Here is a 12660-nt window from a genome sequence, read left to right on the forward strand (position 1 = left end):
ACCAAAGCTTGGCTGACGAACCAGCCCGGCGAGTATTCCTGCACACGCGGCTCGCGGCATCCGACATTGGCGCAGCCCCGGTTTCAGGGGTGGCGGGCTATGGAGGAACACGCGCTTCGTTTGAGGCGTTCTCAATCGGCCGTCGCCAAAAGGGAGGCTGTGATGAGCGAGTCAATCTCAATCGAACGGGCGGAAGACGATCTTGCCAAATCGCTCGACAAGCTGAAGGAAGACTCGAAGGACCTGAAGGCGAAAATCGAACAGGAGAAGCGCCGCCTCGACTTGCCGGTCGATTCCAAACTCGGCAATCCCGAGTGGGAGCGATCAGTCTCCGACGGGCACCTCGACCTTCCTGAGGAGGACGAAAACTAGCCGCGACGCGCCAGAAAATCGCTGGCTGGGGCGGGAGGATTCGAACCTCCGTATGGCGGAATCAAAATCCGCTGCCTTACCGCTTGGCGACGCCCCAATAACCCGACTCGGCGGATCGTTGGGGGCGGACCATAATCACCGCAGGCCTTGCGGGCAAGCGCGCCGCCGCTTTTTTTGTCCAACGGCCGCAAAATCGCGGTTTCACCGGGAAAAGTTGACGAAACGCCCGGAATGGTGAAGTTTTTGCGGGCGGCGTCGCCTCTGCGCCGCGTCGCCGACAAAACGCCCCCCAGGCGAAAGGAATTCGTCATGTACAAGACTTTGCGCGCATTCACCGCTGCCGCCCTGATCGCCCTCGCCGTACCCGCTCTCGCGCAGGCCCCGGCGCCGGCGACGCAAGCTCCCACCAAGACCGCTCCGGCCAAACCGGCCGCCGCGCATGCCCCGGCTGCCGACCTGCTCGACATCAATTCCGCCAGCCTGGAGCAGCTGCAGGCGCTGCCGGGCGTCGGCGACGTACGCGCCAAGGCGATCATCGCCGGTCGCCCGTACAAGGGCAAGGACGAGTTGTGGCAGAAGAAGATCGTCCCCAAGGGCGTCTATAACAAAATCAAGAACCAGATCATCGCCAAGCAGAGTTGATTTCCGCAAAAAAACGCGCCGTCATGAGACGGCGCGCACTTTTCTCGTCGCGGACAAAAACTCAGCGTTCGTAAATGATTCGGGCGCGCAGGGTTCCCTCCAGGGCGCGGATTTCCTCCAGCACCTGCTCGCAATCCTCGCGCGTGCCGTCCGCCTCGATCACGACATAGCCGACCTCGCCGTCGGTCTGCAGGAACTGCGACGCGATGTTCATGCCGCGGCGTGAGAAAATATCGTTCAATTTCATCATCATGCCCGGCACATTGCGATGGACATGCATGTAGCGCGTGCCATTGGGACGCGGCGGCAATTGCACTTGCGGGAAATTCACCGCGCCGAGAGTCGAGCCAATGTCGGAATAATCAACCAGTTTGCGCGCGACTTCCGAGCCGATGCGCTCCTGCGCCTCTTCCGTCGAGCCGCCGACATGCGGCGACAGGATCACATTTTCCAGTCCCTGCAGCGGCGACACGAATTTTTCGGCATTGCCGGCCGGCTCCCTGGGGAAGACGTCGATGGCGGCTCCGCGCAGATGCTTGTCCTTGATCGCCTGCGCCAGAGCGTCGATATCGACTACGGTGCCGCGCGCATTATTGATGAAATAGGCCCCCTTTTTCATCGCCTTGAATTGCGCTTCGCCCATCATGTTCTTCGTCTGCGGCGTTTCCGGCACATGCAGGCTGACCACGTCGGCCTGGCCCAGCAATTCCTCCAGCGTGTCGCAGGGTTCGGTGTTGCCGTGGCGCAGTTTGTCGGTGATGTCGAAAAAGATCACCTTCATGCCCATGCTCTCGGCGAGCATCGACAATTGGCTGCCGATGTTGCCGTAGCCGACGATGCCGAGAATCTTGCCACGCACTTCCAGGCTGTCGTTGGCGCTCTTGTCCCAGCCGCCCTGATGCGCCGAGACCGAACGCGGGAAAATCCGGCGCAGCAGCATGACGATCTCGCCGATGACCAGTTCCGCCACCGAGCGGGTGTTGGAGAAGGGCGCGTTGAACACCGGAATGCCGCGTACGCGGGCCGAATTGAGATTGACCTGATTGGTTCCGACCGAGAAACAGCCGACCGCGATCAGCCGGTCCGCCGCCTCGAAAACCTCTTCCGTCAGTTTGGTGCGCGAGCGGATGCCGACGATGTGCACGCCCTGAAGCGCCTCACGCAAAGCTTCGCCGTCAAGCGCCTTGGTCAGGCGGGTGACATTGGTGTAGCCTGCCGCCTTGAACAGGGCCACGGCGCTTTCGTGGATGCCTTCGAGCAGCAAGACCCTGATCTTGTCTTTGGGAAACGACAGGCCTGCGTTCATTATTGATGACTCCTCAGAGCATACTCCCGAAAAGTTGCATACTTTTCGAGCAATAATATGCATTTATACTTGACGGCGCCCGGCGCCCTCGCGCGACTTCTTGGTCGGCGAAAGCTCAGACTTTTTTGGCTTTGAGCGGAATCGGCTGTGGCGCGCCCGTCTCATCATGGATGGAAAAGCGGAAGCGCCCGGTCTCGTCGCGATCGACGTGATAGGAAAGCCGGTCGATGATGCGGTTGTCGCGGTCGAAAGCCAGGATTTTCGGCCGCAACGAGGGAATTTCATCCGCCTCGACATAGATCGAGCTGCAGATGATGATCTGGTCGCCCGGCTGACAGGTGCGCGCAGCAGCGCCATTGAGGATGCAGCAGCGCGAGCCGCGCTCGCCGAGGATGACATAGGTGGAAATGCGGGCGCCGGAATTCTTGTTCCAGATTTCGACGAATTCCAGCGGCAGAATCCCCGCTTCCTCACAGTGATCTGGATCGAGCGTGATCGAGCCGTGATAATCGATATTGGCGTCCGTCACGTGGATTCCGTGCAGTTTGGCGCCGACAACCTTGCGCATCGAATTTCCTTGAAGCTGGAGGGCCTCACCCTTTTGCGCGCTGCATAGCGTTTTTTCGTGGAAATCGCCAGCAGCTTCGTTGGCCTTCGTAAAAGCGGCGCGAAATCACTCGGGCTTGAAGTCCAGCGCCACGCCATTGATGCAATAGCGCAAGTGGCTCGGCGGCGGCCCGTCGTCGAAGACATGGCCAAGATGGCCGCCGCACTGGCTGCAATGGACTTCGGTGCGGGTCATACCGTAACTGCTGTCGCGGCTGGTCTCGACAGCGCCTTCGATCGGATCGAAGAAACTTGGCCACCCGGTGCCGCTTTCGAATTTCTTGGCGGCGCGGAATAATTCCTGTCCGCAACCCGCGCAAAAAAAGGCGCCGGGGCGCTTTTCATGGTTGAGAGCGCAGGAGCCGGCCCGCTCCGTGCCGTGGCGGCGCAGCACGTCATATTGCTCCGGCGTGAGCCGGGCGCGCCATTCCTCGTCGCTGCGGCTGATTTTAAATGTTTTGGTGGTCATTCGCGCCTCCGGGCGGGGACGCGCTATAGATAAGCGTTTTTTGCGGCGCGGCAAGGATCGCAAGCCGGCGTCAATCCCCTTCGACCAGAGCGATGGCGAAGCCATCCCAGCCCTTGGAGCCAACGGTTTGAATCGCCGTGGCGCCCAGGCGGGCCTCGGCCGCCAGGTCGTCGAAGAAGCGGCGGATGCCCTGTATATCGTCATCGCCGCTGTTGGCGTCGAGAACGGCGCCGTCGCGCACGACATTGTCGACGATAATGACCGAGCCAACCCGCGCAAGTTTTAACGCCCATCGCAGATATTCGGGATTGCTGCGCTTGTCGGCGTCGATGAAGATCATGTCGAAGGCGCCGCCGCCATCGCCGGCGAGCAATGGCAGGGTTTCCAGCGCAGGTCCGACGCGAATGTCGACTTTGGCGGCAAAACCGGCGCGCTCGATGTTTTTGCGCGCGACGTCGGCGTGTGCGGGCAGCGCCTCCAGGGTGACGACGACGCCGTCAGGCGGTACCGCACGAGCGAACCAGATGGTGGAATAGCCGCCGAGCGTGCCTATTTCCAGCACCCGCCGCGCTCCGACCATCCGGGCGAGCAGATGCAAAAGCTTGCCCTGCGCCGGAGAGACGTCGATCGCCGGCAGTCCCGCGGCTTTGTTCGCTTCAAGTGCGGCGGCGAGCGCGTCGTCGTGGCGAACAAGCCGCTCGACGATGTAGCCGTCGACTTCGTTCCAGCTCGGCTGACCCATGTGATGCTCCTCGGGAGGGGGATTCGCCAGAGTAGGCGATTCTGGCGAGTAGGCAAGGATGGCGGCACGGGCGCGAAGCTGCACCGCAGGCGCCTGCGGGACGCAAAAGGACGGCCGCGCAACCGCGGCCGTTGGCGATAGATGTTCTCGCAGGCAAGTCATCGCGCCTCCGCGCGAAGGGCTCGCGCTATTCGGTAGCCTGGAGCCTTTTGCCGACCGACGGGACCTTCACGGATACGCTGGCGCTTTGCGGGCTGACCAGCACCGTCTTGACCGCTTGCGACGAGAGGTCGGCTGCGAGCTCGCCGACTTTTTTCGACCACGCAATGGACGCTTCGTAGGAGGTCCTGGCATGTTCGGTCTGAACATTGACCAGTTCGTCGACGTTTTTGACGCTGGCGAGTTTCTGGATCAGCGCGAGATTGGATTGGAAAGCGGCCAGCGAATAGCCCTGGGCTTCGGTGACGAAGGCGGCGACTTGCTTGGTCAGAGCTCCGGTCAGCGACGTCGCTGCGGCAAACGGGATTTTGGCCAAAGCCTGGAAATCAAGATTTTGCGACATTGTTTCCTCCATGGGCTGCGCGCAAAGCTCACGAATGGCCGCTCTGGCGCAGCCGGCAGAGGGGAATTACTCGGCAATACGAATCGCCGGAAGAGCGTGATTGCCCTTAAGTACCTATACGTAGCCAATAAAATCAGGCCGCGCGTCCCGGGGGTGCGTCAATCGGCCGCCAAAGTCCCTGGATTGACGCCAGGAGACCAAGTCTGTGGCCCAGTGGCCAAGGGCGATAGCTGCATCCCACAGCCACGCTTCGACCAGGAAGGCGGCAATGGTCAGAATTATATGCTTGATGGGATGTGGCGCTTGCTTCGGAGGCCCCTTTTCGCGCTGACCTACGGGGTCGCACCGACGGGCGCCAAAAATGGGTACGGCCCGCCCGATTTCTCGGGACAGGCCGCTCCCATGACAGCATATCCCTTTCGGGAGCGGCAGCGTTCTCGCGAACGTCGCCATCTGCGCCACGGAATGGAAACGCCCCGTGTCAAAAAAGGTTCATCATCGAGAAAAGATTTTTGCAGTCGCCAAAGGCCGTCGCGCTGCGTTGGCGTGCGCAAGATGATCTCGCCCTGGCGCGCTTTTTCGGCCGGCGATGTTCGCCGTCTTGGTCCTGCGTCCCGTTCATGTTTGCAACCCAACCTTAAGGCGTTCAGCGTCTCCGCCTCGCTTGTCGCCGGGCAGGATCGCGCTCAGCACCTGGCGCACCGTCTCCTTCAGCAGCGACCCTTCGCGCTCGTCGCCTTTCAACAGCATGCCCATGAAATTGCGCGCCTGTTGCATGGCGATATGCGGCGGCAAGGGCGGCACTTCCGGATCGGTCTTAACCTCAAGCAGGACGGGACCGCTCGTGGCCAGCGCCTCGCCGACGGTCATGCTCGTCGTTCATCTCGCTTTGGACTGCCTGTCCTGGAGGCGGCGGGCAGTTAACGGGCAGCAGCGCGCGACGTTCCAATGTCCCGCTTGAAAACGCTTTAGTTCAACTTGTCCAGCGTGATCGGCAGGTCGCGGACCCGCTTGCCGGTGGCGTGGTAGACGGCGTTGGCGATCGCCGCGGCGACGCCGACGATGCCGATTTCGCCCAAACCCTTGACGCCGAACGGGTTGATCAACTCATCGCGTTCGTCGACGAAAATCACCTCGATATCGCCCACGTCGGCATTGGTCGGCATGTGGTATTCTGCGATGTTGGCGTTCATGAAGCGCCCAAAATTGTGATCGATCAGTGTTTCTTCGTGCAGCGCCATCCCGATCCCCCAGACGACGCCGCCCAGTATCTGGCTGCGCGCCGTCTTCGGGTTTAGAATCCTCCCGGCGGCGATAGCAGTGACGACGCGCGTGACGCGAATGACGCCCAGTTGGTCGTCGACCCGCACTTCGGCGAACACCGCCGAATGAGTGTTGCGCGCGTGCTTGTCGTCGCGCTTGATCTCGGTTGCTCGCTCCCGCTCGATCCGCTCCACGCCAGTGCGCGCCATCACGTCGGTGATCCGCGCGGACAGGGAGGCGTCGCGCTTGCTGACGATCCTGCCGTCGGCGAGGCTCACCTCTTCCGGCTTGAGTTCGGCGAAGTTCGAACCGGGCGCTCGCCGGGCCAATTCCACAAGGTCCGACTTTACGGCGTCGGCCGCGTGGGCGATGGCGTCGACGACCGAGGCCGCCGTCCAGGAGCCGCCTTCGACCGGCGCCTGCGGCAAGGTCGAGTCGCCCAGTTTGATCGTGACGTTTTCGAGCGGCAGGCCAAGCATCTCGGCTGCGGCCTGGCTCATGATGGTATAAGTCCCGGTTCCAATGTCGGAGGTGGCGCAGGCCACCTCCGCTTTTCCATCGGCGCTCAACGCAATGCGGACGCTGAATTTCATTTGCAGCGCCTCCCAGATGCCCGTCGCCATGCCCCAGCCGATCAACTCGCCGCCATCGCGCATCGAGCGCGGCTCAGGGTTGCGACGCGCCCAGCCGAAGGCTTCGGCGCCCTGGCGATAGCAGTCGCGCAGCGCCTTGCTGGTGAAGGGTATGCCCTCGTTCTGATCGAGATCCGAATAGGCGCGATAACGCAATTCCAGTGGATCGAGTTTCAGGGCGACGGCGAGTTCATCCATCGCGCATTCGAGCGCATAGACGCCGGTGGCGGCGCCCGGCGCGCGCATGTCGCAGGGCGTCGGCAGATCGAGCCGCGCCAACCGATGCGCATAGCTCGCGTTGTCGCATTTGTAGAGCGCGCCCGACCATGTCGAATCGTTGCGGGCGAAGGACTCATATTGCGACGTCATCGCCAAAGCCCGATGCGTGACCGCCTGGAGCGCGCCGTCGACCGCAGCGCCTAGCGCGACGGTTTCGACCGTCGCCGGTCGGAAGGAAAGGGCAAACATCTGCTGGCGCGTCAGCACCACCCGCACCGAACGTTTGACCGCAAGCGCTGCAAGCACGGCCAGCGCGACCTGATATTGCGGCCGCAGTCCCAAGCCGAACGCTCCGCCGACAAAGGGCGAGACGACGCGCAGTTCCTCGGGCTTCAGACGGAAGACATTGCACAGGTAGCGCTGGACGTTTTGAACGCCCTGGGTCTTGTCGTGGACGACGAGCTTGCCGTCGTCCTCATGGATCACGGTCGAAGCGAAAAGCTCCATTGGATTATGATGTTCGACGGGAATGAAATAATCCCCTTCGCGGCGAACCGGCGAGCGCGCCAGCGCCTGTGCGGCGTCGCCGCGCGGCTTTGCCAGGGACATGGCGAAAGCGTCGCCCGAGAGAGTGAAAGCCTCATTCCGCTGGCGCAAAAGATCGGTGGCGTGCGGCTCTTTCCGATAATCGATCCGGACCTGCGAGGCGGCGAAACGGGCCGTTTCCCAATCCCTGGCGAGGACCAGCGCCACGGGCTGGCCGCTGAAAAGAATCCGGTCGTTATAGAAGGGCCGGAAAGGAGAGCCCGGCGGGGCAATGTCGTCCGCATAGGCCGCGTCCGCGTCGGCCATGGGCGGCCGATTCTGATGCGTCAACACATCGAACACGCCCTCCACGCCCAAGGCGAGGTTGGCGTCGATCCGCTCTATTCGTCCGCGAGCAATTGGGGACGTGACGACGGCGCCATAAAGCCCGCCCGGCGCGTTGAACTCAGCCGCATAAGTGGCTTCGCCGGTGACTTTCGCGCGGCCGTCGACGCGTGATGTTGGGGCGCCGATAAGACTCGCCATGACGGTCAGTTGATCCTTTTGCACGATTGCGATTGCGGCTCGCCGTTTGCCGCCTGGGTCAGGGCGCGGACGATGGCGCGGCGCGCCAGGTCGATCTTGAAAGAATTGTGGGCCAGTCCGCGGGCGCCGCGCAGGACCAGATCCGCCGCTTCTTCGAAAACGGCGCGGCTTGGCGTTCGCCCGCGCAGTACCGCCTCTGCTGCCGTGTCGCGCCACGGCTTGTGGGCGACGCCGCCGAGCGCCAACCGCGCCCCCTTGATGATATCGCCGTCGAGGCTCAAGCCCACTGCGACGGAAACAAGGGCGAAGGCGTAGGACAGCCGGTCACGGATCTTCAGGTAGGTGTAATTGGCGGCAAAGCCTTCCGGCGGCAACTCGATGGCCGTGACGATCTCGTCGGCGCGCAAATTAGTGTCGCGTTCGGGCGCGTCTCCCGGCAGGCGGTGAAAATCCGCGAAGGGGATCGCCCTCTCGCCCGCCGGCCCCGTGACATGAACCAGCGCCTCGAGGGCCGCGAGCGCCACGCACATGTCGGAAGGATGGGTGGCGACGCAGGACTCGCTCGCTCCCAGGATCGCGTGGATGCGATTGAGGCCGTCGATGGCGGGGCAGCCGCTACCGGGCGCGCGCTTGTTGCAGGGCGTCGCCGTGTCGTAGAAATAATAACAGCGCGTGCGTTGCAAAAGATTGCCGCCGACCGAAGCCATATTGCGCAGTTGCGGCGAGGCGCCGGCCAGAAGGGCGCTGGAGAGCAGCGGAAAGTTTTTTTCGATCAAGGGATGGTAGGCGAGGTCTGAATTCAAAACGAGGGCGCCGATGAGCACGCCGCCGGCGGCGGTCTCCTCCACGGTGTTGAGCGGCAGGCGGGAAATGTCGACGAGGCGGCTTGGCCGTTCGACGTCCTGCTTCATCAAATCGACCAGATTGGTGCCGCCGGCGATGATCTTCGCGGTCGGATCGGCGGCGATCCGTCGCACCGCCTCGGCAACGCTGCCGGCGCGAATATAGTCGAAATTGATCATGATCTTCCTGCCGCCTGCTTGGCCATCGCCTGCTCGATCGCCGCCACGATGTTGGGATAGGCGCCGCAACGGCAGATGTTGCCGCTCATCAGCTCGCGGATTTCTTCAACCGAGCGCGCCCTGCCCTCCGCGATCAGGCCCGCGGCGGAGCAGATTTGTCCGGGCGTGCAATAGCCGCACTGGAACGCGTCATGTTCGATGAAGGCCTGCTGCAGCGGATGCAGCTCGCCCGGCTTCGCCAATCCTTCGATGGTGGTGATGCTGAATCCGTCGCACATGACGGCGAGCATCAGGCAGGCGTTGACCCTTCGGCCATTGGCGAGGACCGTGCAGGCGCCGCACTGCCCATGATCGCAGCCCTTCTTTGTCCCGGTCAGGCCGAGACGGTCGCGCAGGGCGTCGAGCAGGGTCGTCCATGGCTGCAAGTCGAGGTTCCGGTCGACGCCATTGACTTTCAACCTCACTGCGAGCCCTTTCGGTGCGCGCGTGGGCCTGAAGGTCGGTTGCGCCATGTGGCCTGGTTGGGTCATGCGCCTGTCCGGATTGGTTATGGATCGCGGAGCCGCGGCAACGACTAATCGTCGATCGCCCTCGTTAGTTCCGCGGGGCCAAATATTTTAGCAAGCTGGAACCGCACGCCAATGGTTAAGCCGTCGCTATTCAAAGGCAAGCCGACGCTGACGTTACATGCGAAACCTTTGCCGCTATTGGCGATTGGCGCTTAACCGGGGAACTCTCTGCCGAAATCAAGGTTTTTTATCGTTATACAGGGAGATAGACAGCCATGCCTCGCGGCGACAAATCGAAATACACCGACAAGCAGGTACGCAAGGCCGAGCATATCGAGGGAAGCTACGAGCAGCGCGGCGTTCCTGAAAAGGAAGCGGAGCGGCGCGCCTGGGCGACGGTCAACAAGGATGACAAGGGCGGCAAGAAGCCCGGCGGCTCCGGGCGTGGCAAATCTACCGGCCATCCCGCCTCTCATCGCGGCGGCGAGATCGGCGGCCGCGCTTCGGCGTCGAGAACGCCGGCGGAACGTTCCGCATCGGCGCGCAAGGCTGCGGCGACGCGTCGGAAAAAGGCATGAAGTGAGGCGGCGATGAGCGCCAATAGGGCAAGGCAAACCCGCTCGATGTGACGTTCAGGGCGCGACGAAAGGCGCCCGGTCGAATCCCTTGGCCTTGTAAACGATCATCGACGCCAGCCAGGCGACGACGAAAAGGCCGATGACGACAAAGCCGAATTCCGCCAGGCTGGCGTTGAGACTGGCGACGACATCCCAGCCGGCGCCCTCAAATCCCCATTTCTCGCCGATCAGGCCAAGCGCCTCGACGCCGCCGATGAAAACCGCCACCACCACCGACACCGCCGTAATCGTCAGGTTGTACCAGAGCTTGCGCAGCGGACGAACGAAGGCCCAGCCATAGGCGCCGACCATCAGGGCGCTGTCGGCTGTGTCGACCAGCGCCATGCCAGCGGTGAAAAGCGCCGGAAATACCAAGGTCTGCCAAGGCGACAGGGAATGCGCCGCCTCAGTTGCGGAAATGCTCAGCAAGCCGATTTCAGTGGCGGTGTCGAAGCCGAGGCCGAACAGGAAGCCAAGCGGATACATCCGCCTGGATGAATTGACCAAGGCGAACAGCGGCCGGAACAGCCGCGCCAGAAAGCCGCGCCCGGAGAGCAGCAGGTCGAGGCTGGCGTGATCCAGCGCTCCCCCCTGCCGCACCGAGCGAAAGGTCGCCCAGACATTGGTCAGGATCACCAGATTAACCGCAGCGATCACCAGCAGGAACAAGGATGACACCGCTGTGCCGACCATGCCGCCGACCGTCCTGAATCCGCCGAACCCCTCCTTCATCGCCGCGGCGGCGAAGGCGATCAGCACCGCCGCCAGCACCACCACGGTCGAATGGCCGAGCGAAAAATAGAGACCGGCGTCGGAGGGCCGCTGGCCCTCCTGCATCAGCTTGCGCACCACATTGTCGATGGCCGCGATATGATCGGCGTCGATCGCATGCCGCAAGCCGAACACCCAGGCGAGCAATGCAGTGCCGAGCAGGGCTGGCCGGTCGGCGAAAAGCGTGAAAGCCCAGACCCAGGCGGCGCAATTGGCAAGGATCAGCCCAGCGAAAAGCAGCGGCAACCGCGCGTCGCGGTCCTGGTCCGGGACGCAGGCACTTGGAGCGGGCGTGCTGACCATGGCGTTTCCCCGTGCGGACGCGGCTTGAGCCGACTAGCGCAAATTCCCCATTGCGCCGGAGACAGCAAAAGTTGCGCCAGCCGTAGCGTCGGCGTCGCGTCGCCGCGATTCTTGGCGCATCCGTTGGGATGCGACCTGCAAAATACGCCCCGGACCGCAAAGAGACTTTGCAACAGGCGCCAAGCGCTTCGCCAGCCAAATGGTCTGGCCCATCTGGCCGTTCCCGCTGCAAAGCGCCCTGCGGCCAACGTCAAGCCGCTTTCCATATTGCCTTTGACCGGTCTGCGGCGGCCCTCCGCGCCCTAGGCTTATCTATTTGATTCCACTAACCATAAAATAACATGCGGCCGATTGCCGCATTTGGCGCCCGATTTGCTGCTGCCTGCCCAAACGTCCGGTCGGCCCGACTGGAAAGATAATGAAATGGAAGGGAGGCGCTCCATGGCCGCAGTCGAGACCTTTTATGATGTAATTCGTCGACAGGGGATCACCCGCCGCAGCTTTACAAAATTCTGCTCGCTCACCGCGGCCAGCATGGGCCTCGGCGCAACCGGCGCCGCCAAGGTGGCGCAGGCGCTCGAAACCAACGCCCGCGTTCCGGTGATCTGGATGCACGGGCTGGAATGCACCTGCTGCTCGGAAAGTTTCATTCGCTCGGCGCATCCGCTGGTCAAGGACGTCGTGCTGTCGATGATCTCGCTCGATTACGACGACACGATCATGGCCGCCGCGGGCCATCAGGCCGAAGCCATCCTCAAAGAGACCAAGGAAAAATACAAAGGCAAATATATTCTCGCGGTTGAAGGCAATCCGCCGCTCAATGAAGGCGGCATGTTCTGCATCGACGGCGGCCGGCCTTTCGTTGAAAAGCTGAAATGGATGGCGGAGGACGCCGCGGCCATCATCGCCTGGGGCGCCTGCGCCTCCTGGGGCTGCGTCCAGGCCGCCAAGCCGAACCCCACCCAGGCCACGCCCATCGACAAGGTCATCACCGACAAGCCGATCATAAAAGTTCCGGGCTGTCCGCCGATCGCCGAAGTCATGACCGGAGTCGTCACTTTCATCACCACTTTCGGCCGCCTGCCCGAACTCGACCGGCAGGGCCGGCCCCAGATGTTCTATTCCCAGCGCATCCACGACAAATGCTATCGCCGGCCGCATTTCGACGCCGGCCAGTTCGTCGAGCATTGGGATGACGAGGCGGCGAGACAGGGCCAGTGCCTCTACAAAATGGGCTGCAAGGGCCCCACCACCTATAACGCCTGCTCTACCGTGCGCTGGAACAATGGCGTCTCCTTCCCGATCCAGTCGGGCCATGGCTGCATCGGCTGTTCGGAAGACGGTTTTTGGGACAAGGGGCCGTTCTACGAGCGCCTCAGCAACATCAACCAGTTCGGCGTCGAGGCCAATGCCGACAGGATCGGCATCACCGCCGCCGCAACAGTGGGCGTGGCGGTCGCGGCCCATGCCGCCGTCACCGCGATCAGTCGCGTCACGGTCAAGCATGACGACAAGGCGGCGCCGAAAGACAAGTAGCGCCAGGTCCCGCGTGCA

Annotated in this window: 14 protein-coding genes and 1 tRNA gene; 4 read left to right on the top strand and 11 right to left on the bottom strand. The window is 62.6% G+C overall.

Annotated features, from left to right (window positions below):
- Positions 1-372 (top strand): hypothetical protein (locus ACLP2E_RS13000; RefSeq protein WP_442466177.1); only part of this gene is annotated, 372 nt, incomplete at its 5' end.
- A 22-nt stretch (positions 373-394) separates the two neighbouring features.
- On the opposite strand, the gene ACLP2E_RS13005 is transcribed toward ACLP2E_RS13000, so the two are convergent.
- Positions 395-469 (bottom strand) — tRNA-Gln (locus ACLP2E_RS13005).
- 212 nt (positions 470-681) lie between these two features.
- Here ACLP2E_RS13005 and ACLP2E_RS13010 point away from each other — a divergent pair.
- Complete coding sequence (locus ACLP2E_RS13010; protein ID WP_442466191.1) at positions 682-1014, top strand: ComEA family DNA-binding protein; 333 nt, start codon at positions 682-684, stop codon at positions 1012-1014.
- A 61-nt stretch (positions 1015-1075) separates the two neighbouring features.
- Here the strand turns inward: ACLP2E_RS13010 and serA are convergent, their stop codons facing one another.
- From serA to ACLP2E_RS13055, 9 genes are all read right to left on the bottom strand, one after another.
- Positions 1076-2320 carry a phosphoglycerate dehydrogenase gene (serA, locus tag ACLP2E_RS13015; RefSeq protein ID WP_442463578.1) on the bottom strand — a complete coding sequence of 415 codons (1245 nt, stop codon included), beginning with the start codon at positions 2318-2320 and terminating at the stop codon, positions 1076-1078.
- Positions 2321-2435: 115 nt separating this feature from the next.
- A complete protein-coding gene (gene panD / locus ACLP2E_RS13020) occupies positions 2436-2888 on the bottom strand; it encodes an aspartate 1-decarboxylase (RefSeq protein ID WP_442463577.1) in 453 nt (150 codons plus the stop codon).
- A 105-nt stretch (positions 2889-2993) separates the two neighbouring features.
- Entirely contained in the window at positions 2994-3395 is a 402-nt protein-coding gene (gene msrB, locus ACLP2E_RS13025; protein ID WP_442463576.1) for a peptide-methionine (R)-S-oxide reductase MsrB, read from the bottom strand.
- A gap of 70 nt (positions 3396-3465) precedes the next feature.
- Entirely contained in the window at positions 3466-4137 is a 672-nt protein-coding gene (locus tag ACLP2E_RS13030; RefSeq protein ID WP_442466178.1) for an O-methyltransferase, read from the bottom strand.
- A gap of 187 nt (positions 4138-4324) precedes the next feature.
- Entirely contained in the window at positions 4325-4699 is a 375-nt protein-coding gene (locus tag ACLP2E_RS13035; protein WP_442463574.1) for a phasin family protein, read from the bottom strand.
- 618 nt (positions 4700-5317) lie between these two features.
- Positions 5318-5569, bottom strand: coding sequence for a hypothetical protein (locus ACLP2E_RS13040; protein ID WP_442466179.1), 252 nt, complete (start codon positions 5567-5569; stop codon positions 5318-5320).
- 98 nt (positions 5570-5667) lie between these two features.
- Positions 5668-7884, bottom strand: a complete 2217-nt coding sequence (locus ACLP2E_RS13045) for a xanthine dehydrogenase family protein molybdopterin-binding subunit (protein ID WP_442466180.1) — start codon at positions 7882-7884, stop codon at positions 5668-5670.
- 5 nt (positions 7885-7889) lie between these two features.
- A complete protein-coding gene (locus ACLP2E_RS13050) occupies positions 7890-8906 on the bottom strand; it encodes an FAD binding domain-containing protein (protein ID WP_442463571.1) in 1017 nt (338 codons plus the stop codon).
- On the bottom strand, positions 8903-9418 hold the full coding sequence (locus ACLP2E_RS13055) for a (2Fe-2S)-binding protein (protein WP_442466192.1): 516 nt from the start codon (positions 9416-9418) through the stop codon (positions 8903-8905). The genes ACLP2E_RS13050 and ACLP2E_RS13055 overlap by 4 nt, the downstream gene beginning before the upstream one ends.
- A 272-nt stretch (positions 9419-9690) precedes the next feature.
- Between ACLP2E_RS13055 and ACLP2E_RS13060 the strand changes: the two genes are divergently transcribed.
- Positions 9691-9993 carry a plasmid stabilization protein gene (locus ACLP2E_RS13060; RefSeq protein ID WP_442466181.1) on the top strand — a complete coding sequence of 101 codons (303 nt, stop codon included), beginning with the start codon at positions 9691-9693 and terminating at the stop codon, positions 9991-9993.
- A gap of 54 nt (positions 9994-10047) precedes the next feature.
- On the opposite strand, the gene ACLP2E_RS13065 is transcribed toward ACLP2E_RS13060, so the two are convergent.
- On the bottom strand, positions 10048-11106 hold the full coding sequence (locus tag ACLP2E_RS13065) for a HoxN/HupN/NixA family nickel/cobalt transporter (RefSeq protein ID WP_442463569.1): 1059 nt from the start codon (positions 11104-11106) through the stop codon (positions 10048-10050).
- Positions 11107-11547: 441 nt separating this feature from the next.
- On the opposite strand from ACLP2E_RS13065, the gene ACLP2E_RS13070 reads away from it, so the two are divergent.
- Entirely contained in the window at positions 11548-12642 is a 1095-nt protein-coding gene (locus ACLP2E_RS13070; RefSeq protein ID WP_442463568.1) for a hydrogenase small subunit, read from the top strand.
- Positions 12643-12660: the final 18 nt, after the last annotated feature.

It is taken from the genome of Rhodoblastus sp. (assembly GCF_052145335.1).
Lineage (GTDB): Bacteria > Pseudomonadota > Alphaproteobacteria > Rhizobiales > Beijerinckiaceae > Rhodoblastus.